The organism is Pseudoalteromonas maricaloris (assembly GCF_024746855.1).
Taxonomy (GTDB): Bacteria; Pseudomonadota; Gammaproteobacteria; order Enterobacterales; family Alteromonadaceae; genus Pseudoalteromonas; species Pseudoalteromonas maricaloris.
Genome location: NZ_CP024625.1, coordinates 1,969,684 through 1,992,492 on the forward strand (window position 1 = coordinate 1,969,684; position 22,809 = coordinate 1,992,492).

General features: G+C 40.8%; 20 protein-coding genes. 11 read left to right on the forward strand and 9 right to left on the reverse strand.

Annotated features, from left to right (window positions below; genetic code table 11):
- Positions 1-43: 43 nt before the first annotated feature.
- From yfaE to ubiG, 5 genes are all read right to left on the reverse strand, one after another.
- A complete protein-coding gene (gene yfaE, locus CTT31_RS08500) occupies positions 44-316 on the reverse strand; it encodes a class I ribonucleotide reductase maintenance protein YfaE (protein WP_211859801.1) in 273 nt (90 codons plus the stop codon).
- Positions 316-1,446, reverse strand: a complete 1,131-nt coding sequence (nrdB, locus tag CTT31_RS08505) for a class Ia ribonucleoside-diphosphate reductase subunit beta (RefSeq protein WP_017217314.1) — start codon at positions 1,444-1,446, stop codon at positions 316-318. The genes yfaE and nrdB overlap by 1 nt, the downstream gene beginning before the upstream one ends.
- A gap of 53 nt (positions 1,447-1,499) precedes the next feature.
- Entirely contained in the window at positions 1,500-3,785 is a 2,286-nt protein-coding gene (nrdA, locus tag CTT31_RS08510; protein ID WP_260492351.1) for a class 1a ribonucleoside-diphosphate reductase subunit alpha, read from the reverse strand.
- Positions 3,786-4,140: 355 nt separating this feature from the next.
- Positions 4,141-4,788, reverse strand: coding sequence for an HAD family hydrolase (locus CTT31_RS08515; protein ID WP_193521756.1), 648 nt, complete (start codon positions 4,786-4,788; stop codon positions 4,141-4,143).
- Positions 4,785-5,495, reverse strand: coding sequence for a bifunctional 2-polyprenyl-6-hydroxyphenol methylase/3-demethylubiquinol 3-O-methyltransferase UbiG (gene ubiG / locus CTT31_RS08520; RefSeq protein ID WP_010377022.1), 711 nt, complete (start codon positions 5,493-5,495; stop codon positions 4,785-4,787). Before ubiG ends, CTT31_RS08515 begins: the two co-directional genes overlap by 4 nt.
- A 265-nt stretch (positions 5,496-5,760) precedes the next feature.
- Between ubiG and gyrA the strand changes: the two genes are divergently transcribed.
- From gyrA to pyrF, 9 genes are all read left to right on the forward strand, one after another.
- Positions 5,761-8,433: a DNA gyrase subunit A gene (gyrA, locus tag CTT31_RS08525; RefSeq protein WP_260492352.1), complete on the forward strand. Its 2,673-nt coding sequence runs from the start codon at positions 5,761-5,763 to the stop codon at positions 8,431-8,433.
- A gap of 211 nt (positions 8,434-8,644) precedes the next feature.
- Positions 8,645-9,727, forward strand: a complete 1,083-nt coding sequence (gene serC / locus CTT31_RS08530) for a 3-phosphoserine/phosphohydroxythreonine transaminase (RefSeq protein ID WP_039495791.1) — start codon at positions 8,645-8,647, stop codon at positions 9,725-9,727.
- The gene (aroA, locus tag CTT31_RS08535; RefSeq protein ID WP_260492353.1) at positions 9,727-11,007 is read left to right on the forward strand and encodes a 3-phosphoshikimate 1-carboxyvinyltransferase; all 1,281 of its coding nucleotides are present in this window, start codon (positions 9,727-9,729) and stop codon (positions 11,005-11,007) included. Before serC ends, aroA begins: the two co-directional genes overlap by 1 nt.
- A gap of 253 nt (positions 11,008-11,260) precedes the next feature.
- Complete coding sequence (gene cmk, locus CTT31_RS08540; protein WP_017217320.1) at positions 11,261-11,977, forward strand: (d)CMP kinase; 717 nt, start codon at positions 11,261-11,263, stop codon at positions 11,975-11,977.
- A gap of 97 nt (positions 11,978-12,074) precedes the next feature.
- Entirely contained in the window at positions 12,075-13,742 is a 1,668-nt protein-coding gene (gene rpsA, locus CTT31_RS08545) for a 30S ribosomal protein S1 (RefSeq protein WP_017217321.1), read from the forward strand.
- Between the two features lie 61 nt (positions 13,743-13,803).
- Positions 13,804-14,094 carry an integration host factor subunit beta gene (gene ihfB / locus CTT31_RS08550; RefSeq protein ID WP_010377033.1) on the forward strand — a complete coding sequence of 97 codons (291 nt, stop codon included), beginning with the start codon at positions 13,804-13,806 and terminating at the stop codon, positions 14,092-14,094.
- Positions 14,095-14,111: 17 nt separating this feature from the next.
- Positions 14,112-14,375: a lipopolysaccharide assembly protein LapA domain-containing protein gene (locus CTT31_RS08555; protein WP_045990774.1), complete on the forward strand. Its 264-nt coding sequence runs from the start codon at positions 14,112-14,114 to the stop codon at positions 14,373-14,375.
- A gap of 2 nt (positions 14,376-14,377) precedes the next feature.
- Positions 14,378-15,514 carry a lipopolysaccharide assembly protein LapB gene (locus tag CTT31_RS08560; RefSeq protein ID WP_260492354.1) on the forward strand — a complete coding sequence of 379 codons (1,137 nt, stop codon included), beginning with the start codon at positions 14,378-14,380 and terminating at the stop codon, positions 15,512-15,514.
- Positions 15,515-15,542: 28 nt separating this feature from the next.
- The gene (pyrF, locus tag CTT31_RS08565; RefSeq protein WP_069019127.1) at positions 15,543-16,253 is read left to right on the forward strand and encodes an orotidine-5'-phosphate decarboxylase; all 711 of its coding nucleotides are present in this window, start codon (positions 15,543-15,545) and stop codon (positions 16,251-16,253) included.
- A 402-nt stretch (positions 16,254-16,655) separates the two neighbouring features.
- Here the strand turns inward: pyrF and CTT31_RS08570 are convergent, their stop codons facing one another.
- The 4 genes from CTT31_RS08570 to CTT31_RS08585 form a co-directional block, all read right to left on the reverse strand.
- The gene (locus CTT31_RS08570) at positions 16,656-17,060 is read right to left on the reverse strand and encodes a hypothetical protein (RefSeq protein ID WP_260492355.1); all 405 of its coding nucleotides are present in this window, start codon (positions 17,058-17,060) and stop codon (positions 16,656-16,658) included.
- Entirely contained in the window at positions 17,057-18,928 is a 1,872-nt protein-coding gene (locus CTT31_RS08575; protein WP_260492356.1) for a motility associated factor glycosyltransferase family protein, read from the reverse strand. Before CTT31_RS08575 ends, CTT31_RS08570 begins: the two co-directional genes overlap by 4 nt.
- A 217-nt stretch (positions 18,929-19,145) precedes the next feature.
- Positions 19,146-19,466 carry a hypothetical protein gene (locus CTT31_RS08580; protein WP_211859811.1) on the reverse strand — a complete coding sequence of 107 codons (321 nt, stop codon included), beginning with the start codon at positions 19,464-19,466 and terminating at the stop codon, positions 19,146-19,148.
- 42 nt (positions 19,467-19,508) lie between these two features.
- On the reverse strand, positions 19,509-19,796 hold the full coding sequence (locus tag CTT31_RS08585) for a hypothetical protein (protein WP_260492357.1): 288 nt from the start codon (positions 19,794-19,796) through the stop codon (positions 19,509-19,511).
- Between the two features lie 1,230 nt (positions 19,797-21,026).
- Here CTT31_RS08585 and tssJ point away from each other — a divergent pair.
- Both tssJ and tssK read left to right on the forward strand, forming a co-directional pair.
- On the forward strand, positions 21,027-21,458 hold the full coding sequence (gene tssJ / locus CTT31_RS08590; protein WP_010377046.1) for a type VI secretion system lipoprotein TssJ: 432 nt from the start codon (positions 21,027-21,029) through the stop codon (positions 21,456-21,458).
- Positions 21,458-22,798, forward strand: a complete 1,341-nt coding sequence (gene tssK / locus CTT31_RS08595; protein ID WP_017217327.1) for a type VI secretion system baseplate subunit TssK — start codon at positions 21,458-21,460, stop codon at positions 22,796-22,798. The genes tssJ and tssK overlap by 1 nt, the downstream gene beginning before the upstream one ends.
- Positions 22,799-22,809: the final 11 nt, after the last annotated feature.

Genomic DNA, 22,809 nt, shown 5'->3' on the forward strand with positions numbered 1-22,809 from the left:
TAACGGCTATTAGACAAGTTGTTATCTCTTGGGTTTTGGTTATTTATGGCAACTCTATTTTAATATGGCTTGTGGGTCTGCTACAACACAATAAAACTTCCCCATCTCTCACAAAAGCAAGTGGCTCGTTTGCGTACTGTGTTTGTCCTTCGATGAGCTTGGCGCGGCAGGCGCCGCAAAAACCCTCGCGACATTGATAGGGGACTTCGATATTTGCGGCTTCAAGGGTTTCAAGTATCGAAGACGAAGAAGCCACATATTCCAGTGGCTCCTCAATATTCTCAACCTGAATTAGGAAGGATGGCTTTTCAACCATTACAAGTCGAAATCGCCAAAGTCAGAGGCATCTACTTCAGAGTCGATTTGTCCAACAAGGTATGAGCTGATCTCAGCTTCCTGTGGTGCAACCTGAACATTGTCAGAAACAAGCCAAGCATTGATCCACGGAATAGGATTCGATTTGGTCTCAAATTGTGTTGGTAAACCAACTGCTGCCATACGAATATTTGTGATGTACTCAACGTATTGACACAAAATATCTTTGTTTAGGCCAATCATTGAGCCGTCTTTAAATAGATACTCAGCCCATTCTTTTTCTTGCTCAGCTGCTTCAACAAACATCTTAATCGCTTCGTCACGGCATTGTGCTGCCACGATAGACATTTCAGGATCATCTTTGCCTTCTTGCATGATATTCAGCATATGCTGTGTGCCAGACAAATGAAGCGCCTCATCACGAGCAATTAGCTTGATGATCTTGGCATTACCTTCCATAAGCTCTCGCTCAGCAAAAGCAAACGAGCAGGCAAAGCTCACGTAGAAGCGGATCGCTTCTAAGATGTTTACCGACATGATGCAAAGGTACAGGAGCTTTTTCAGCTCAAACAAGTTAATGACGACCGTTGTGCCGTTAATTTCATGTTTACCTTCACCGTACTGATTATAAAGGCTTACCTTTTCAATCAGTTCGTCGTAATACTTGGTCACTGCATCCGCTCGTTCAACAATTTTGTCATTGCCCACTATGTCGTCAAAGATCACTTCCGGGTTTTGCGTCACATTACGAATAATGTGAGTGTAAGAGCGACTGTGGATCGTTTCACTAAACGCCCAAGTTTCGATCCAAGTTTCAAGTTCAGGGATGGAGACGATCGGCAAAAGTGCAACGTTAGGAGAGCGACCTTGAACACTGTCTAGCAATGTTTGATATTTTAGGTTGCTCAAAAAGATATGTCTTTCGTGCTCAGGAAGTGCCTGAAAGTCCAATCTATCCTTACTTACATCTACTTCTTCTGGACGCCAGAAAAACGATAATTGCTTTTCAATTAGTTTTTCGAAAATAGGGAACTTCTGTTGGTCGTAGCGAGATACATTAACTGTTTGCCCGAAAAACATCGGTTCTTTTAATTGGTCGTTATGATTTCTGCTAAACGTAGAATATGCCATAAATGTGTTACTCAATACCTAAAAAAGCGGGTGAAGACCACCCGCATAAAAAGTTATATCTTACAAGCGCCGCCTTCACAGCCATCGTCTTCTGCTTCTGGTTTCAACTCATCTTGAGCATCCGAAGCACCGTCGCGGGTATTATGGTAGTAAAGTGTCTTAACACCAAGTTTGTACGCGGTGAGTAAGTCTTTTAGCAATAGTTTCATAGGAACTTTACCCGCTTCAAACTTACTTGGATCATAATTGGTATTTGCAGAGATAGTTTGATCGATGAACTTCTGCATAATACCAACTAGCGCAAGGTAACCATCGTTAGATGGAATATCCCAAAGTAGCTCATAGTTGTCTTTGAGGCGGTCGTACTCAGGTACAACTTGTTTCAAGATACCATCTTTACTTGCTTTAACACTGATATGACCACGAGGTGGTTCAATACCGTTTGTTGCATTTGAGATTTGCGATGATGTTTCTGACGGCATCAAGGCTGACAACGTTGAGTTACGCATACCATGTTCTTGGATACTTGCTCTTAATGCATCCCAGTCAAGGCGTAATGGCTCTTCACAGACTTTATCAAGGTCACGCTTATAGGTATCTATTGGCATGATACCTTGTGAGTAGGTCGTCTCGTTAAACTTAGGACAAGCGCCACGTTCTTTTGCCAGTTCATTCGATGCTTTCATCAGATAGTATTGGATCGCTTCAAATGTTCTGTGTGTTAGGCCGTTAGCACTACCGTCTGAGTACTTAACGCCATTCTTTGCAAGATAATAAGCAAAGTTAATCACACCGATACCCAGTGTACGGCGTCCCATCGTTGCATTGTACGCAGCAGGAACAGGGTAGTCTTGATAGTCTAATAGGTTATCAAGTGCGCGAACCGCAAGCTCTGCTAACTCTTCTAGCTCATCTAGAGACTTGATGGCACCTAAGTTAAATGCTGAAAGCGTACAAAGTGCAATTTCACCTTCAGGGTCATTTACATGGCTTAACGGCTTCGTTGGTAGTGCAATTTCAAGGCATAGGTTTGACTGGCGGATCGGTGCAACCTTAGAGTCAAACGGACTGTGTGTATTACAGTGGTCAACGTTTTGCAGATAAATACGACCGGTGCTCGCACGTTCTTGCGCAAACATTGAGAATAATTCAATCGCTTTAATGCGTTTCTTACGAATAGACTCATCTTGCTCGTACTTAACATACAGTTCTTCGAATTTATCTTGATCTTCAAAGAATGCGTCGTAAAGACCTGGCACATCTGATGGACTAAATAGCGTGATATAGTCGTCTTTAATTAGGCGGCTATACATGGTTTTGTTGAACTGCACGCCATAATCTAAATGACGCACACGGTTCTCTTCAACACCACGGTTATTTTTTAGTACTAATAGGTTTTCAACTTCAAGATGCCAAAGCGGGTAGAATAGGGTAGCTGCGCCACCACGCACACCGCCTTGAGAACAGCTTTTAACAGCCGTTTGGAAGTGCTTATAAAACGGAATACATCCTGTGTGGTACGCTTCACCATTTCTGATTGGGCTACCTAGTGCACGAATACGACCTGCGTTAATACCAATACCAGCGCGCTGACTGACGTATTTTACAATCGCAGAAGAAGTTGCGTTGATTGAATCTAGGCTATCAGCACATTCAATCAGTACGCATGAACTAAACTGACGTGTCGGCGTACGAACACCCGCCATAATTGGCGTTGGTAATGAAATTTTGAATGTTGAAACCGCATCGTAGAATCGCTTAATGTAATCTAGACGCGTTTCTTTCGGGTAGTTTGCAAACAGGCTAGCAGCTACAAGAACATATAAGAACTGCGCACTTTCATAGATTTCACCCGTTACGCGGTTTTGTACAAGGTACTTACCTTCCAACTGCTTAACAGCTGCATAGCTGAAGTTCATATCTCGACTATGATCGATGTAGTTGTTTAGCTCATCAAACTCTGCTTTTGTGTAATCAGTAAGAAGATGCTGATCATAGCGCTTGTCTTCAACCAGCTTTACCACATGGTCGTGTAAGTGCGGCGGCTCAAAACAGCCATAGGCTTTCTTACGCAAGTGGAAAATAGCCAAACGAGCGGCTAGATACTGATAATCTGGAGACTCTTTTGAGATCAGATCGGCTGCAGCTTTAATAATCGTTTCGTGGATATCACCAGTACGAATACCGTCATAAAACTGGATGTGTGACTTTAATTCAACCTGAGAAACTGAGACGTTATCTAGGCCTTCTGCCGCCCATGTAATGACACGATGGATCTTATCTAGATCTAACGGTTCTTTGCGACCGTTTCTTTTGCATACAGATAGCTGTTGGTTCATGTTATGTGCCTGTATTCCTTAGGAACGCGCTTTAGATATCGCACGAATATAAAATTGTTTAGCAAACCACCACTATATATGGTGCCCTAGTGGCTAGGGATCACAAGATAGTGGGGTTGACGTGAATTTGCAAGAGAACAACTCGGGCAGAATTGTGGATAAGTTTGGGATAATTTATTTATGTAAGTATCCACTAACCTATGACAATCCACTTATCTGCCCACAAAGAAAAATCAACAAAAAGATGACGCTTTTCAGCAAAAATAAAAAAAAATTCTAACTGATTTTTTTCTACACAAATTCGTATCTATTATAGCAAAAACACAATATATGGTGTTTTATTTTTCTATCAACACTAAATATGCGATAACGTGTCTAATGGGTTAGTAAGATAGAGATCCGCATGCCAAGACTTAGCTTCAGCTTCAGATGGAATGAATCCCCACATTGCCGCTGCACTAATCATTTTTGCGGATTTTGCAGCAATAATGTCTCGCTCAGCATCGCCAACATAAATACATTGCGCTGGTGACACCCCCAATTTTGACGCCACTAACAGTAAAGGCTCGGGATTAGGTTTGGCCACCGCCAGTGTATCTCCGCATACTACTGTCTCGATCTTTGCAAGTTCAGGGATCTGTTTTAGTAGCGGAAGTGTTAAAAACTCAGGTTTGTTGGTCATGATCCCAATCTGAATCTCTTTTTCTAGAAGTGCCGCTAATAACTCACCAATTTGCGCAAAGCATTGGGAATGTACAGATAAATTCGCCAGGTAGTAGTCGAGTACACCTTGACGTAAAACCTGAGTGTCGTAGTGCTTTAATGACTCACCAAATCCTACCTGCAACATCGCTGCTACGCCGTTTGAAATCGCACTGCTATATACCTGTTTGCCGACAGTAGGCATTTTATTAGCAGTTAAAACGTGGTTTAGTGCAGCGCCCAAATCATCACTGGTATCCAGCAAGGTGCCGTCTAAATCAAATAGTACCGCTTGGATCATGCCAGCTTCTCAAAGTGTAGAATGTAGTTAACTGAAACGTCTTTCGTTAAGGTAAATGTTTTGCCGATAGGGTTGTAGTTAATCCCTGTCGCAGCTCTAACTTTGAGGTCGTACTTTTCAGCCCAGTCAATTAAGGTCGAAGGGCGAATAAACTTATCATGCTCATGCGTGCCTTCAGGAACCATTTTAAGCAGCTTTTCAGCAGCGACGATAGCTAGTAAATACGCTTTTGTAGTTTTGTTTAAGGTAGAAAAAAATACATGACCGCCGGGCTTAACTAGCTGTGCGACTGAACGAATAATGGATTCTGGGTCTGGTACGTGTTCTAGCATTTCCATGCAAGTTACTACATCGAATTCACTTTGGTGCATGGCTGCGAATTCTTCCGCTGGCACTTTTTGATAGTCTACGTTAACGCCGACCTCTAATGCGTGGAGCTTTGCGACGTTAAGCGGCTCTTGCCCCATATCGATACCGGTTGCATTTGCACCCAGCTTAGCCATGCTTTCTGTTAAAATCCCGCCACCACAACCGACATCCAATACTGTTTTTGCAAATAGGCCTTCACACTTATCGTTAATAAAGTCCAATCTCAACGGGTTAATGTCGTGTAATGGTTTAAACTCTCCCTCTCGGTCCCACCAGCGCTCTGCTATTTCTTCAAATTTAGCGATTTCATTAGGGTCTACATTTTGATGTTCGGTCATAAAAAACTTCCTCGTCGAATTGAGCGCATTATAAAGGGGATTAGATAAAAATAGCACCTGTAAAACGGTAAAAAGTGTGTTAGCATGCTTGACGAATTTTATAATAAACAAAGCCCCCGCTGATACTCTGAGGCAATTCGGCTATTTTTTGAAGCGCGTTTAATTGGCGCTTCAGCAGAAAGAGCAATTTGATATTCAGATAGCATCTCAACACAAGTTGTAGTGTGACACAAAAGGGGTGGACACTGAAGGAAAGTGGAGTCAAATGTCTGATCTCGCCAATGAAATCCTGCCAGTCAATATCGAAGATGAATTAAAAAATTCATACCTAGATTATGCAATGAGTGTAATCGTAGGTCGTGCATTACCTGACGTACGTGACGGCCTAAAGCCTGTTCACCGTCGTGTATTGTTCGCGATGAATGAACTTAAAAATGACTGGAACAAACCTTATAAAAAGTCAGCTCGTGTAGTTGGTGACGTAATCGGTAAATATCACCCGCATGGTGATAGCGCGGTTTACGATACTATTGTACGTATGGCTCAGCCTTTCTCTCTACGCTATATGCTCGTAGATGGACAAGGTAACTTTGGTTCTGTTGATGGTGACTCTGCAGCTGCGATGCGTTATACCGAAGTACGTATGGCGAAAGTCGCTCACGAGTTACTTGCTGACCTTGAAAAAGAAACCGTTGATTATGTACCAAACTACGATGGTACAGAGCAAATTCCAGATGTGTTACCAACTAAAGTGCCTAACCTATTGGTGAATGGTTCATCTGGTATCGCGGTTGGTATGGCGACCAATATTCCACCTCACAACTTAACTGAGGTGATCAATGGCTGTTTGGCTGTGATCCAGAATCCAGACATCACTATTGAAGAGTTAATCGACTATATTCCGGGTCCTGATTTCCCGACTGCCGCCATCATTAGCGGTAAAAACGGCATCGAACAAGCCTATAAAACAGGCCGTGGTAAGATCTATATCCGCGCGAAAGCTGAAATCGAAGTCGATGAGAAAACAAACAAAGAAACCATCATCGTTCATGAAATTCCTTACCAAGTTAACAAAGCAAGACTAATCGAAAAGATTGCAGAGCTTGTTAAAGATAAAAAGGTTGAAGGGATCAGTGCACTACGCGACGAGTCTGATAAAGACGGTATGCGTATTGTTATTGAAATCAAACGCGGCGAAGTCGGTGAGGTTGTACTAAACAACCTATACGCTCAAACACAACTACAAACTGTGTTTGGCATCAATATGGTTGCACTAGATAACAACCAGCCCAAGTGTTTCAACCTGAAAGAAATGCTTGATGCGTTTATTATTCACCGTCGTGAAGTGGTAACGCGTCGTACTGTATTTGACCTGCGAAAGGCAAGAGACCGAGCGCATACGCTTGAAGGCCTCGCAATTGCGCTAGCCAACATTGACCCAATCATTGAGCTTATTCGTAAGTCACCAACTCCAGCAGAAGCGAAAGCGGCGCTAACTGCACGAGCTTGGGATCTTGGTAACGTTAAATCAATGCTTGAGCGTACTGGCGAAGAAAATGTTGCGCGTCCAGATTGGTTAGCGGAAGAATTAGGGATCCGTGATGGTCAGTACTATTTGTCTGAGCAACAAGCCCAAGCAATTCTAGACTTAAGACTACACAAATTAACGGGTCTTGAGCACGAGAAAATTCTAGCAGAATACAAAGAACTGCTCGATTTAATCGCTGAGCTACTGTACATCCTTTCTACTCCAGAGCGTTTGATGGAAGTGATCCGCGATGAGTTAGTTGAAATCAAAGAAACGTATGGTGATGAGCGTCGCACAGAGATCACTGCTGCTGCGCACGATATCAGTCTAGAAGATTTGATCAACGAAGAAGACGTTGTAGTGACGCTTTCTCACGAAGGCTATGTGAAGTATCAACCTCTTAGCGATTACGAAGCTCAGCGTCGTGGTGGTAAAGGGCGATCTGCAACTAAGATGAAAGATGAAGACTTTATCGAACGTCTACTCGTTGCAAATACTCACGATACAATTCTTTGTTTCTCCACTTCTGGCCGCTTGTATTGGTTGAAAGTTTACCAGCTGCCGCTTGCATCACGTGCGGCGCGCGGTAAGCCAATTGTTAACTTGTTACCACTCGAAGCTGATGAGCGTATTACGACAATTTTACCAGTTCGTGAATACGAAGAAGATAAGTTTATCGTCATGGCAACGGCAAGTGGTATCGTTAAGAAAACACCTCTGACTGCATACAGCCGTCAGCGTGCAAGTGGTATTATTGCTATCAACTTGAACGAAGGCGATAGCCTGATCGGTGCTAATATCACTACAGGTGAAAATGACATCATGCTATTTACTGAGCATGGTAAAGTTGTACGCTTTAACGAGAAGCAGCGAGATTCAGAAACAGGTGAAGTGAAGCGCGACCCTGAAACTGGCGAAGAAATGTTGGCTTTACGTCCGATGGGCCGTACAGCAACCGGTGTTCGTGGTATCAAGATGCCTGATGACGTGAAAGTGGTATCACTAATCGTACCACAAGGCGATGGTGCAATCTTGACCGTAACTGAAAATGGTTATGGTAAGCGTACACCGCTTGAAGAGTACCCAGCGAAGAGCCGTGCAACACAAGGTGTTGTGTCAATCAAAGTAACTGAAAGAAATGGTTCTGTGGTTGGCGCGGTTCAAGTTGATGATAACGATGAAATCATGTTGATCTCAAACCGTGGTACGCTAGTTAGAACGCGTGTAAACGAAGTTTCTACGGTTGGCCGTAACACCCAAGGTGTTATTCTGATCCGTACAATGGAAGAAGAAAAGGTAGTAGGTCTTCAACGCATCGAAGAAATTGAAGTGCAAGAGTTGTCTGAAGGTGACATTGCAGAGCTAGAAGGTGAAGCAACACCTGCTGCGGGATCTGACGCAGAGGAATAAAAAAATCCTACCCAAAAAAAGCGACTTCGGTCGCTTTTTTTCTTTCTGTCAATTTTTTCAATCTGTTCCTCTATGACAAGAGCCTGAAGCCTGATAAATTAAGGCTACCAACAATCCGACGTTTTAGTCGGGCAGCCCACTGTTCATCCTAAAAGTCATGAGAATAACGCTATTCTTTGGATGATCTAGATTATTTGGAATGAGGAAAAATATGACGGTTTATAATTTTTGCGCGGGTCCTGCGATGTTACCTGTTGAAGTTATGAAAAAAGCGCAAAAAGAATTTCTAGATTGGCAAAATCTGGGTGTTTCGGTGATGGAAGTGAGCCATCGTTCGGCACCGTATCTCGAAATGGCAAAGCAATGCGAAGCAAGCTTACGTCGTTTGATGAACATCTCTGATGAATTTGAAGTCCTGTTTATGCATGGTGGTGGCCGAGGTCACTTTGCTGCTGTACCGTTAAATCTACATGTAGATGGTGTACCTGGCGTATATATCGAGAACGGGATCTGGTCTACCGGTGCGACGAAAGAAGGTGAAAAATTCACGCAAACGCATGCGATTAATATCCGTACTGACGAAAATGGTCAATTCGACATTTTACCTGTCTCCGAATGGAAGTTACCAGAAAACGCTTCATATATTCACTATTGTCCAAACGAAACCATCGACGGTATCGAAATCTTTGACGTTCCAAAGCATGCAACCGCACCAATTGTAGCGGATATGTCTTCCAATATTTTATCTCGCGAAATTAACGTCGATGACTTTGATTTGATCTATGCTGGTGCACAAAAAAATATCGGTCCTTCAGGGCTCAGTATCGCCATTGTACGCAAGACGTTATTGAAGCGTGAAGGGTTGCCAAGACCTGCTATACTTGATTACGCCATTGAGGCTGATCAGCAAAGCATGTACAACACACCACCGACATTTGCATGGTATCTTGCGTTTGAGGTGTTCAAGTATCTTGAAAGCATTGGTGGTGTTAAAGCCATGGAAGCGCACAATCAAGAAAAAGCAGCCATTTTATACGATTATATTGATGGCTCTGATTTCTATTCAAACAAAGTTGCAAAACATTGTCGCTCATTGATGAACGTACCATTTTGGTTAAATGATGACAGCCTAAATGCTAAATTCTTGGCAGAGGCAGAACAAAACGGCTTAATTGCACTTGAAGGCCACCGTTTTGTTGGCGGTATGCGAGCTAGTATATACAACGCCATGCCAATTGAAGGGATCAAAGCGTTAGTTGCATTTATGGATAAATTCGCACGGGAGAATAGTTGATGGAACAATTGACTCTCAAGCCTATTACTAAAGTCAGTGGCAGTGTGACGCTACCTGGCTCTAAAAGCTTATCAAATCGTATTTTGTTGCTTGCAGCGTTGTGCGAAGGCACGACAAAAGTGACGAACTTATTGGATAGCGATGACATCCGCCATATGTTAGGCGCATTGTCTCAGTTAGGCGTTGAAGTATCGTTAGAAAACGATAATACGGTGGCACTGGTCAAAGGAAATGGTGGTAACTTTAATACCCCCGTTGAGGCGCTATTTTTAGGCAATGCCGGTACAGCATATCGCCCATTAACTGCAGTGCTTGCAGCTATACCCGGTGATTATGAACTGATTGGTGAGCCACGAATGGAAGAGCGTCCAATTGGCCATCTTGTTGATGCCATGCAAACGCTTGGTGCCGATATTCAATATCTCAAAAACAAAGACTACCCGCCGTTAAAAATTACAGGTAAGCAACTTGCTGGTGGTGAAGTTGAGATTGACGGCAGTATCTCAAGCCAATTCTTAACTGCATTATTGATGGCAGCACCGCTTTTTAGTGGCGATACGAATATTGCGATTAAAGGTGAACTGGTTTCAAAGCCTTATATTGATATTACCATTGGCGTGATGGCGCACTTTGGGGTTCATGTCGAAAACCACGATTATCAACATTTTGTGGTAAAAGCAGGCCAACAGTATCAATCTCCTGGAACACTTATGGTCGAAGGAGATGCCTCATCAGCCTCTTATTTCATCGCAGCAGCTGCAATTGCAGGAGGCGAAATTGAAATAAAGGGAGTGGGTAAACAAAGTGTGCAAGGTGATATCGGTTTTGCCAAAGTGATGGAACAAGTCGGTGCAGACATTGATTGGCATGATGAGCGTATCGTTGTCCGAAAAGGAGAGCTAAATGGTGTGGACATTGACGCCAATGCTATTCCCGATGCAGCGATGACGCTTGCAACCGTAGCGCTATTCGCAAAAGGTAAAACAGCAATTCGTAATATCTACAATTGGCGCGTGAAAGAAACCGATAGGCTAGCTGCTATGGCGACTGAACTTAAAAAAGTAGGCGCAGAAGTGGTAGAAGGGCACGACTTTATCGAAGTTACACCACCGGCTAATTTTAATTTTACGGATGTAGACACATACAATGACCATCGCATTGCGATGTGTTTTTCGATGGTGGCAGTGGGTGGTCAAGCTATCACGATTAACGACCCTAAATGTACGGCAAAAACTTTCCCAACCTATTTTTCAGTGTTAGAAAGCATTAGTCAGTATTAATTTCATCCAAGGTGTTGAAGATGTTCAGCACCTTAAAATCTTCTCTAAAATAGTCATCATAACAAAGTCAAATACACGCATATTTGACTGAATTTTATTCAATCAAAGCCAGTCTGCACCTGACATTTTGCACCTTTCACTGTACTAATAATTTGAGATATAACAAAAAATGACAGGTAAATAAGGATATATTCAGCAAATTGACGTATACTATGCGCCGTCAAATTCAGGTGAGCATTTTTAGGAGGTCTAAATGCAGGCAGCTATGCCAGTTATCACCGTAGACGGCCCAAGTGGTTCAGGCAAAGGAACTGTTTGTCGCTTGTTAGCTGAAACATTAAATTGGGAAGTGTTGGATAGCGGTGCGATTTATCGCGTGCTTTCGTTAGCAGCATTACACCACCAAATTGCAACTGATAACGAAGAGGGGTTGGTCCCACTCGCTGCCAATTTGGATGTACAATTTTCTATCGATAAAGAAACTAAAAAAAGCAAAATTGTACTTGAAGGTGAAGATGTGACTAACACCATTCGCAATGAAGAAGTCGGCGCAGCAGCGTCAAAAATTGCGGCGCTACCTCGAGTGAGAGAAGCATTATTACGACGTCAGCGCGCTTTTAGAACTGAAGTTGGCTTAATTGCAGATGGACGTGATATGGGAACGGTGGTGTTCCCTGATGCTGAACTTAAAATTTATTTGACTGCAAGTGCAGAAGAACGTGCTCGCAGGCGATTTGTTGAGTTGAATGAGAAAGGCCATGATGTTACACTAAGTGGTCTGTTAGAAGACATTAAAGCTCGCGATGATCGCGATATGAATCGCAAGGTTGCCCCATTAGTTCCTGCTAGCGATGCGATAGTTGTTGATACAACTGAGCATAATGCTGAGCAAGTGTTCAAACAGGTTATGTCTTTTATTCAAGACGCCATTGTGGCCGGTAAACTTCCAAAAAGTTGTTTACCTAAGTAATTTTTTAATGACACAGGCAGGAAGCTAGTGTTTATTTAACAACCCCATGCAGCATGGTTGCTAATTGGTAATTTAACTTTATAGAGACGTATTTAGTATGTCAGAAAATTTTGCGCAGTTATTTGAAGAAAGCCTACAGGGTTTTGAAGTTGAGCAAGGCTCAATCGTTAAAGGTACAGTAATCGCTATCGAGAACAACGTTGTTCTTGTTGATGCTGGCCTTAAGTCTGAAAGTGCAATCCCTGCAGAGCAATTCAAAAATGCTGCTGGTGAACTAGAAGTTGCTGTTGGCGACGAAGTTGATGTAGCACTTGACGCTATCGAAGACGGTTTCGGTGAGACTATCCTTTCTCGTGAGAAAGCGAAGCGTCACGAAGCTTGGATCCGTCTAGAGAAAGCATGTGAAGAGCACGAAACTGTTGTTGGTATGATCAACGGTAAAGTTAAAGGCGGTTTCACAGTTGAAGTTGATTCAATCCGTGCATTCCTACCTGGTTCACTTGTTGATGTACGTCCAGTTCGCGACACAGCTCACCTTGAAGGTAAAGAGCTAGAGTTCAAAGTTATCAAGCTAGACCAGAAGCGCAACAACGTTGTTGTTTCACGTCGTGCTGTTATCGAATCTGAGAACTCACAAGAGCGTGAAGAGCTTCTTCAAAACCTTGTTGAAGGTCAAGAAGTTAAGGGTATCGTTAAGAACCTTACAGACTACGGTGCATTCGTAGACTTAGGTGGTGTTGACGGTCTTCTACACATCACTGACATGGCTTGGAAGCGTGTTAAGCACCCTTCAGAGATCGTGAACGTAGGTGACGAAATCAACGTTAAAGTACTTAAGTTCGACAAAGAGAAGACACGTGTTTCTCTAGGTCTTAAGCAACTTGGCGAAGATCCATGGGCTGCTATCGCTGGTCGTTACCCAGAAGGTGCTAAGCTTACTGGTCGTGTAACTAACCTAACTGACTACGGCTGTTTCGTTGAAATCGAAGAAGGCGTTGAAGGTCTAGTACACGTTTCAGAAATGGATTGGACTAACAAGAACATCCACCCTTCAAAAGTAGTTTCACTAGGTGATACTGTTGAAGTTATGGTTCTTGAAATCGACGAAGAGCGTCGTCGTATTTCTCTAGGTCTTAAGCAGTGTAAAGCTAACCCTTGGCAAGAATTTGCTCGTCTTAACAACAAAGGCGACCAAGTTTCTGGTAAGATCAAGTCTATCACTGACTTCGGTATCTTCATCGGTCTTGACGGCGGTATCGACGGTCTTGTACACCTATCTGATATCTCTTGGAACACTCCAGGCGAAGAAGCTGTACGTGAGTACAAGAAAGGTGACGAAATCACAGCTATCGTTCTACAGGTTGACCCAGAGCGTGAGCGTATCTCTCTAGGCGTTAAGCAAATCGACGCTGATCCATTCACTAACTACCTAGACGCCAACAAAAAAGGTGCTATTGTTAAAGGTAAAGTGACTGAAGTTGATGCTAAAGGCGCAACTGTTGAGCTAATCGAAGGCGTTGAAGGTTACATCCGTGTAGCTGACATCGCGCAAGAGCGTGTTGAAGACGCGACTGCTGCTGTTTCTGAAGGCGACGAAATCGAAGCTAAATTTGTAGGTGTTGATCGTAAGAACCGCACTATCAGCCTATCAGTTAAAGCTATCTACGAAGCTGAAGAAAAAGAAGTACTAGAGAAGCTTAAGAAAGATGAGCCTGCGTTCGAAAACGCAATGGCTGCAGCTTTCAAAAATGCTCAAAAAGACTAATTAATCAGTCTTTAAACTAGGAAGGGCGCTTAGCCCTTCCTTTTACACTAAAGGAAACATTATGACAAAGTCTGAATTGATAGAACAACTTGCACTGCAGCACGCTCACGTTCCTGTTAAAGATGTAGAGAATGCGGTAAAAGAAATCCTTGAACAAATGGCTGGCTCATTATCAGACTCGGAACGTATCGAAATCCGAGGCTTTGGTAGTTTCTCGCTTCACTTCCGTTCTCCTCGCACTGGTCGTAATCCTAAAACGGGCGAGACAGTAGAATTGGATGGTAAATACGTACCACACTTTAAGCCAGGCAAAGAGCTGCGCGATAGAGTAAACGAAAGCTTAAATAATTAAGTCTAACGGAGCTAAACTTGGTTGCAGTATTGAAAAAGGGATTAGCTGTTGTTGCCATACTGATTGCATTTTTAGTTGGAACACAAAATCCACAAGTTGTTAATGTCAATTTTGTAATTGCAAGTGCAGAGTTACCACTCGCAACCTTAATGAGTATTTGCTTAGCTCTTGGGATAGTTATTGGTTTACTTGTAACAGCGTCGGTTTTATCTAAGCTTAAATGGCAAAATCATCGCCTAAAAAAAAGTAATAGTAAGCTTAGTCAAGCAGCCGAACGCTAGTTATGATCGAGCTGCTGTTTTTATTACTACCTGTAGCCGCCGCCTACGGTTATGTTATGGGTAAAAATAGTGCTAAGAATCATGCCCTAGAGCAAAGTAGACAAATTACTTCTGAATACAGTAAAGGCCTAAAATTCCTACTAGATAGGGAAGAAGATCAGGGTCTTGAACACCTCACCAAATTACTTGAAGTCTCAGCAGACTCCGTCGACCATTATTTAACACTCGCATCGCTTTTTAGAAAGCGGGGAGAGTTAGATAGAGCGATAAAAATTCATGAACTCCTACTTAAACAACCTAATCTAGATGAAGAAGTGGTGAAGTCCTGTCGCCTAGAGCTTGCTCAAGATTACGTCTTAGCTGGCCTATTGGATAGCGCTGAAGAACATTTAGTCATTCTTGTAAAACTTGGGTTTAAAGATGCACTCGACCCGATTTTAAACCTATACTCTCAAACTAGAGATTGGCGAAAAGGCGTTCATATGTATGAAGCGCATCCTGAGCTTTTCAAAAAGTCGTCTCATTGCGCCACTATTGCAAACTTCTATTGTGAAGCTGCAAATCAAGAAAAGAATCCAAGCCTATTCGAAAAAGCAACAGCGCTCGCGCATGAAACAGTAAGACCCTTGTACGAAATGGGCAAAGATGCATACAAACATGATGATTACGTGAAGTGTATATATTATTGGCGAAAGCTCGTGAGCCAATTTGTATTTATGGCGCCACTAGTAATAGAAGACCTCGAATCCTGTTATGTTCAATTAAACATTCACGATCAATTCTTTGAGTTAGTCTCAGAGTTATTAGAAAAAGGAGGCGTGCTGATCAGAATTAAGTTTTGCCAAGGATTAGTCCAAAAAGGTCATATTTCTGAGGCAATAGAGTTTCTAACTGATAGTTTAAAGCGTGAACCATCAATTAGGGGCTTTAGTTATTTGCTGCAACTCATTAGCGGCAAAGATGCTAAAATAGATCACGTACTACAAGAAATAGATAAATTGGTGAAGTCTTATATTGCAACTAAGCCAAACTATCAATGTGGTCATTGTGGGTTTACAAGTCATACGATGTATTGGTTATGTCCCTCCTGCAAACATTGGGAGTCACTTGCTCCAAGCCGTGGGTTAGACGGTTTTTAAGTTTTTAATTTGGCCAAATAGGGTAACTATGTCGACACAAGATTTAAAAAAGGTTTTGATTGCGCTTGATTATGATAATGAAGAAGCTGCATTATCATTTGTTTCTCAGCTTTCACCTGACGAATGCCGATTGAAAGTAGGTAAAGAGATGTTTACCTATTTTGGCCCTCAGTTTGTAAAAAAACTGGTAGATATGAATTTTGATGTATTCCTAGACCTGAAATTTCATGATATTCCAAATACAGTCGCGAAAGCAGTAACTGCTGCAGCTGAGCTTGGTGTGTGGATGGTAAATGTTCACGCCAGCGGCGGTCACGAAATGATGTCAAAAGCAAAAGAAGCGTTGGTAGCTTACGGCGATAAAGCGCCGTTACTTATTGCTGTGACCGTACTAACGAGTATGGATCAAGGACAATTATTAAAGCTTGGAATTGAAAAGACGCCTCAAGAGCAAGTGCTATATCTAGCAAAATTAGCGAAAGAATCAGGTCTAGATGGCGTGGTTTGTTCTGCACAAGAAGCCGAACTTTTAAAAGCTCAACTCGGTGAAGAGTTTAAGCTTGTGACACCGGGTATCCGACCAGCAGGTGCTGATGCTGGCGATCAAAAACGTATTATGACGCCTGAAAAAGCAGTGAAAGCGGGTAGTGATTATCTAGTGATAGGGCGTCCGATCACTAAAGCTGAAGATCCTGCAGCTACGTTGAAGGCGATTAACACTAGCATAGCCGAAATTTAAATTGCAAAGCCAACGTAATATTTACGTTGGCTTTCTTTTACTGTCCAAGTCGTGTGTCGCAACTATAGGCGAAGTAAAACTCCTCCGGAAGATATTGAGCATAGACCTTAGTCTTGTTGTGCTTATTGGTATACCACTCACCCATGAACGTGTAATTTGGATCATCGCTAGTAATGAAATTAAACTTCTCTAGCTTTGTTTTATCAGTCGCTCCAATTTTTAGCGTCAGCGAGTTGTCGTTAAGTTTGTAGTTTCCCCTAGCCAGAAAGTCATATCCTCTGTTACTTTCAGTTTGCTCGGTTGCTCTAGCTATCACTAAGTTCTTGTTTGACCTTATACAAATTTCATAAAGAAGGGATTTATAACCATATTGTTCATACACAATGGATAAAATACCTTTTGTTAACTCACTAGTAGAATACGGGAATGCTGTACTAGACGAATCGCTAGTACCCAAAGAATCGCTAGTACCAAATGAGTCACTAGTACCAAATGAGTCACTAGTGCCAAATGAGTCACTAGTACCAAATGAGTCACTAGTACCAAATGAGTCACTAGTACCAAATGAGTCACTAGTACAAATGAGTCACTAGTACCAAATGAGTCACTAGTACCAAATGAGTCACTAGTACCAAAAGAATCGCTAGTATCAAGCGATTCATTCGCGGTATTATTGGTTTGGGTTACACTTCCGTATAACTCCTGATTAATTCCATCACTAATTATTTCAGCAGCAGATGCAATTGATTGTACAGTACTTGCTAAAACCACTGTAGTAGGTAAAACAGCAAATAAATTAAATTTCACGATCTATCCTTACAATAACTTAAAATTTCTGTTTTTATCTTTGTTACTATTGCACATAGTATAGGTTTTATATTTAAGAAATAATCCTCCTTTTTATCCTTAGGTATATGGTTTGTATGGTTGAATACTCCAAAAATGATATACTTAAAGCTACCCGATAAGACGAGCATAACCTCTCTTTCATTTGAATTTGATTCTAAACCACTGATAAAATTAGAAAGCGTCGATTTTAATTCATTTAATGTTCTGGTTTTTTCTAAATCTTTGATGTGCGAATTTAATATTTCACAACATCTATATAAATTGTTTTTAAATGTAAAGTTTATATGGTTGAGGTTGTTTACTTTTTTCAAACTTTTTTCAAATAGTGAAAAGGAAAAAGGAATTGAGTTTTGTTTCAACTCCTTTGTTGGTATTGCACCATTTATCAATGCGCCATTACTTATATTCTCAACACTCAGATCAGGATTAATCTGGATTAACGATTCAACCGCTTTTCTTGATTCGTTGAATATTCGAGTGGTTAACACTCTTTCAGTCTGATTACCTAGCACATAGTGCTGACCAGTAAAGCGACATCGACTCAAAGCATCTCTTTCGTTATAGTATTGAGAGTGCTTACAATGATGCATTTCCTCATCAACAAAACCATAATCACATCCAGATAATACAAACTTTTTTACGCCCAGACTTACAAGTGCAGATATCGCTGTATTTGTAACGGTTGGGTTGCTATAGTAAAGCGGAGTGATTGCATGTTCTTTTTTAATAATTTCTGTTGTAATGTCATTTGCTTTAAAAAAAACTAATCTATTCTCGAATGCTAGCAGAGTTTTATGGTAGACGGTGTTTAATGTTATCAATAGTGTATTTTTCAATAGAGGACTTTTTAGGTAATCTTCTTTAATATAATAGCCATCCTTACTTCTCTCCATTTCTACATGTATATGTGGAACAATGTTTTTTCTAAGTAGACTCGGTAATGATGTCCCACATGATACAACAATACCATTAAATTTATTTATATCATCAATTATAAGATCTAGCGAAGGACCATTTCCTACAATCAAAGCTTTATGGCTTTCTAGAAAAGAAAAATCTGATGTTTTAAAATTTTTTAGACTTTTTATGTTTTGAGAGGAATGTTTTAAACTCATCATCTCATCTTCCATAAAGCCCCATAGACTTACGAAGGAGTTTCTCCATTCCTTAAATGATTCATATATTTTGTCAAATAACTGACAGTTATAGTGTCTAAATAAACTAATATCACTAAATATTCCACAACTTCGATTAGACGAGTAGGATGCTAAACTATCTAAAAAGTCACTATAGCTCTTACAGTTAATGAGCTTTAGATTACCACCGCGTGCTTTACACTCATTTTCTATCGTTTCAAGATCGATGTTAAACCGGCCTAGGGCTTCAAGCTTTTGATCCTGCTCAATAATTATCACATCTATATAATTTAGCTTGTTAAGTAATGCGGGAACGTGATAGCCAGCACCTAAGCCAAGAATGATGAGTGTACTGGATGTAGGTGTCGAGTTTGGCTTAAAGCCCAATGCTAATGCAATGTCATGTGATTCATTTATAAATTGTTGATGGCAATACTGTGTTTCAGCTATGGATAAATTTAGAGAAAGGTGAGTTGGTCTATTAAAGAAAAGTTCCACTTGCTTAATGCACTGAACTTTAGGGTCAATGCCATAGAATTCTAATTCGAGAGACTTAGCATGTAATTTATCTCGAATCTGAGGGGAGTGTGATTCGTTCTGTGAAATTTGAATACTTGCTTTCATATATTGTTCTAGTCCTTGATATCTAATTACTCGATAAGCATTAGAATTGAGTACCCATATTAGCATCAAACCTGAAAATTTTCTTTCAATTTAATAGAGAAGGCACCTTGCGAGGAGCAACCATAGATGATGGATTGAAGTCTACTCTAAAAGTAATGTGTAGGGTAACCTTGTATTTTATTCGCTATTTAGTGATAAGTTAGTTGGGTATTAAGCAATATTTGATGGAAGCTTGATTAGCCATACCGTTAGTATGGCCTATCGATAACAGGATAGTTGTCTCTTATTCTTCGTTAACAGCAGTTTCAAAATTTAAACTAAACTGACCACTGCGCTGTACTGAGAAAATGGCCTTTTGCCAGTTCTCTTCTTGATTTGATGTCGCATTTTCGAACAAGCTTAAAAAAAGAACGGAAATTTCATCACTTACTGGTATAACGTGCGCTTGTTTTGGTGTGCTAGTGTCATAGTAAAAAGCGGAACACCTAGGTATATTGTCGTCATGGTAGTCCAATACGAGCCGCGCTTCACTCCACGGCTCTTTAATTTGTTGGTATAGATACTGGCCCAATTGTTGTGGGACTTGTCGGTTTTCTTCTCGCATTCCAACTCCTTGTTATGTTCAGCGATAAATGTTGCTCTGATTTTACTGGCGACTTTTGGCTTTAGTATGTGCTATAAATTTGTAGATCCCAAAACCGACCAGTATAAATATGATCGACTGACCCGCGGCTTTACTTATGATAACCGCATCGGAAAATAGCCCTGAAAGTATAGACATACAGATAAAAAACGAAAGCACTGATGTTAGTAACACAATGGCTTTTATCCAAGATTGAACTAGCTTATGTCTCTGCTTGCTAATCAATACAGCAACGATAAAACTGATCAAAGAAACCAAAAAACCAATAAAATACAGCTCCGTTGTGATCATGGTATTTCCTTATTAATAGGTGAGTAAATTATTTTATTCATTTTCTGTCGCTTTAAAGAAACGTTTCACAAAGTGTTCGGCTCAATTACTCTCCGAAATCACTCTCGATCCAATGAAATCATGGCATTCAAGCCGATAAATTAAGCTGTACTTTGCCAAGAGTCGGGTGAAAAAAGTATCGTCGTTCCTGACGCTTGTAAGCACCGCGGTCGCGTGGGTAAATCTTTAGTAACTCGCCATTTTATACGGTCTTGTGAATAGCTAACTTTTAAAATAAGGGAGCTGATCAAAGATTGTACATTGGTTTTTACAAAAACTTGGCTTTTCTCTGTTTGTTTACGTAGTTCAGTCCTTGGCTTTGAGGTGAATTGATAAGAATAAGTGTGCTCAGAAGTCACCCTCGTACGAATTTCAAAAAGGGGATCCTTGAAAAAAGTGCTTATTTGAACTGGGTTGATTGTTTCAAAAGTCACATTATTCCCAGCCAAAAGTTTGTAAGAAAAATAGGAACCTGATCCTAAAGTGCTATGGTAAACAAAAGCTTCATTTATACAAGTGCTTAGTTCAAAACTAACGACCTTAGTACTTTGGCTTATGCCGTAAATGGTCATCCTTGTGTGCATGATATTTAACCTTAGTTGCTTTAAAAACTCTCACAACAATCCACAAAGCATTGGTTAATGCAGTGTAAACATGATTTTTTGATGTAATTATCTGTTATTAAATAAATTCATATAATAATAGAGGTTATTACATGGATTGAGTCGAATTCAAGTGTGTTTTTTATAGCTTGATAATATTAATTTGATATTAAGGTTGATCTAGAAAATTCGTTTGTGTATCGTATGCGCCGTTCGAGAATGTACATCAAAAGTCCAGATGTTTAGTGTGGTTTTTGTTTTCAGGGAAGTGTCTATCTCAACAAGTTGTAAGAAAGCTTAATGCAAACTGAATTGCTCACTAAGCTTCATGACTTCCTCTCTGAATGCCCAATAAAAAGTAAAACCTACAAAAAAACAATGGCTTAAATGTTTTTTAAGAAGATTTCCGAATGTTAACTTAGTATTCAGTTACAAACTGCATACTTGTGTTCTGTAATTTCTTGTTAAATAGTTAAATCAAATGTATTTTTACTATTGTACTGGAAATTAAAAAGATTAATTGTTTCCAATAATCTAATTTGGATGTCTTATAATTGAGGCTGATATGGCTAGGAATGCTTTATTTATAATGGTTTTGTTTTTGACTGGTTGTATGTCTACTTACGTTAAGTTAGACGTAACTGCTACTGATAACATAAATTTAAACCAGTTTAACGAGCCACTACCTGTGGTATTAAAAGTATATCAACTTACTGATATTCAAGCGTTTAAAAATTCTACATTTGAACAGCTTTGGAAGTCAGATAAATCAATTCTGGCTAACACCTTAGTTACGGTGGAAGAACGCACCGTAAACCCCTCAGATCGTATAAAAATCGAGTTTGAACAAGCTGAATCTGCAAAGTACGTGGCTTTTGTTGCGCTATTTAGAGATAGAACGGGTGGTAACTGGCGCGCATTTTATGACTTAAATGATTGGCCTGTGCCTTTATCTACTTCTCTAGATATTGAAATTACAAGTAACTCGCTTCGCTTACCTGAAGTAGAGGAGGACAAGTAATGCAGCACAACAACGTATACAAACCTGTTTGGGCTGAAGGTTTAATGCTAAGTCAGCAGCACTTACAACTGTTCGATCAATACCAGCAATCTCAACTAGCTGGTGTACAGCAAAGTCTTAGAGACAATGCATATGGTTTAGACCGCATTGTATTCGACGAATCGGCGTTAGCCAAAGGTGTAGTCAAACTGCAAAGTATTGCAGCAATCTTCAAAAGTGGTCGTCATATACATCATGTTTTTGCTGACAACGAAGCACCTATGTTTGAGCTTGAAGATAACAAAAGCGAATACATCATTAGTGTGGCGCTCGCGAACAATCATTCAGTAAGTAATATCCAAGGTTACCCGCAAACTGGGCAACTTAGTGCTTATGACTGTGATTTTGTTGAGCTTCAAGATGCACATGATCCAAACCGAAAAGCAGAAGTGATGGTTGCTAAACCTAAACTTATGCTGGTTGAGTTCAGCGCAAGTAACAGTTTTATCGAGCAATTGCCTTGTATAAAAGTTATACGTGGTGAGCATGGGCAGTTCGAAATTGACTCAAGTTATATTCCTCCACTGCTAAACATCAAAGCCCATGGCTATTTAGCCGAGCGTGTAAATAAACTCGTCAATATGGTTGAAGCTAAGTACACCGCGATGTTTACCAATCGTGCGAGTATGGGGATCGTGGAAGATTTTGGTCCAACAGAACTCAAACACTTTTTGTTATTACAAACATTTAGCTCTGTTTTTCCTGAGATTAAGCAGTTAAGTACCACAGCCAAAACTAGTCCTGATGCGCTGTTTATGGCACTAAATAAACTGATCTGCCAACTGATCAATTTTGAGCCAGAAGCGAGTAAATTTGAGTTACCAGTTTATGACCATCAAGACTTAACGCGCAGCTTTGGTTTAATCGAAACTCATATTCAAACCCTTATTGGTTCGATAAGCGCAGCACGCTCGTCTGATCTAGTACTCAGTGCAATCTCTCAGTCTATCTTTGAGGTTAAAGACATAGAAAGCAGTACCTTGACACGGGGTGAGCTATACATTGCGGCTTTCTATGAAAACGAATCTACGCAATGGATCGAGTTGTTTGCAGAGCAGGTTAAGCTGGCAGCGCCAAGTCAGCTAGAAATATTAATCGCTTCAGCGCTTGGTGGGGTGAAGTTAACACATTGCCAGCGTCCACCGAATAGAGTGTCTGTTAAAGGTGGATACGAGTATTTTAAAGTTGAGCCACATGGTGCTGCTTGGGAACAAGTTGTACAGGAATTAGCGTTAAGAATCTTTGTGCCATTTAGCCTTCAAGGCGTGAAACTTGAAGTGGTTTCAGTGGCGAGTAAATAGTTAGTAGGTAA

Excerpts from the sequence above, each read along its gene's own strand:
- aroA (WP_260492353.1), top strand. The coding sequence starts at position 9,727 with ATGGAACAATTGACTCTCAAGCCTATTACTAAAGTCAGTGGCAGTGTG.
- nrdB (WP_017217314.1), bottom strand. The coding sequence starts at position 1,446 with ATGGCATATTCTACGTTTAGCAGAAATCATAACGACCAATTAAAAGAA.
- CTT31_RS08515 (WP_193521756.1), bottom strand. The coding sequence starts at position 4,788 with ATGATCCAAGCGGTACTATTTGATTTAGACGGCACCTTGCTGGATACC.
- nrdA (WP_260492351.1), bottom strand. The coding sequence starts at position 3,785 with ATGAACCAACAGCTATCTGTATGCAAAAGAAACGGTCGCAAAGAACCG.
- pyrF (WP_069019127.1), top strand. The coding sequence starts at position 15,543 with ATGTCGACACAAGATTTAAAAAAGGTTTTGATTGCGCTTGATTATGAT.
- yfaE (WP_211859801.1), bottom strand. The coding sequence starts at position 316 with ATGGTTGAAAAGCCATCCTTCCTAATTCAGGTTGAGAATATTGAGGAG.
- tssJ (WP_010377046.1), top strand. The coding sequence starts at position 21,027 with ATGGTTTTGTTTTTGACTGGTTGTATGTCTACTTACGTTAAGTTAGAC.
- tssK (WP_017217327.1), top strand. The coding sequence starts at position 21,458 with ATGCAGCACAACAACGTATACAAACCTGTTTGGGCTGAAGGTTTAATG.
- CTT31_RS08560 (WP_260492354.1), top strand. The coding sequence starts at position 14,378 with ATGATCGAGCTGCTGTTTTTATTACTACCTGTAGCCGCCGCCTACGGT.
- CTT31_RS08580 (WP_211859811.1), bottom strand. The coding sequence starts at position 19,466 with ATGCGAGAAGAAAACCGACAAGTCCCACAACAATTGGGCCAGTATCTA.
- gyrA (WP_260492352.1), top strand. The coding sequence starts at position 5,761 with ATGTCTGATCTCGCCAATGAAATCCTGCCAGTCAATATCGAAGATGAA.
- rpsA (WP_017217321.1), top strand. The coding sequence starts at position 12,075 with ATGTCAGAAAATTTTGCGCAGTTATTTGAAGAAAGCCTACAGGGTTTT.
- CTT31_RS08585 (WP_260492357.1), bottom strand. The coding sequence starts at position 19,796 with ATGATCACAACGGAGCTGTATTTTATTGGTTTTTTGGTTTCTTTGATC.
- ihfB (WP_010377033.1), top strand. The coding sequence starts at position 13,804 with ATGACAAAGTCTGAATTGATAGAACAACTTGCACTGCAGCACGCTCAC.
- serC (WP_039495791.1), top strand. The coding sequence starts at position 8,645 with ATGACGGTTTATAATTTTTGCGCGGGTCCTGCGATGTTACCTGTTGAA.
- CTT31_RS08575 (WP_260492356.1), bottom strand. The coding sequence starts at position 18,928 with ATGCTAATATGGGTACTCAATTCTAATGCTTATCGAGTAATTAGATAT.
- cmk (WP_017217320.1), top strand. The coding sequence starts at position 11,261 with ATGCAGGCAGCTATGCCAGTTATCACCGTAGACGGCCCAAGTGGTTCA.
- ubiG (WP_010377022.1), bottom strand. The coding sequence starts at position 5,495 with ATGACCGAACATCAAAATGTAGACCCTAATGAAATCGCTAAATTTGAA.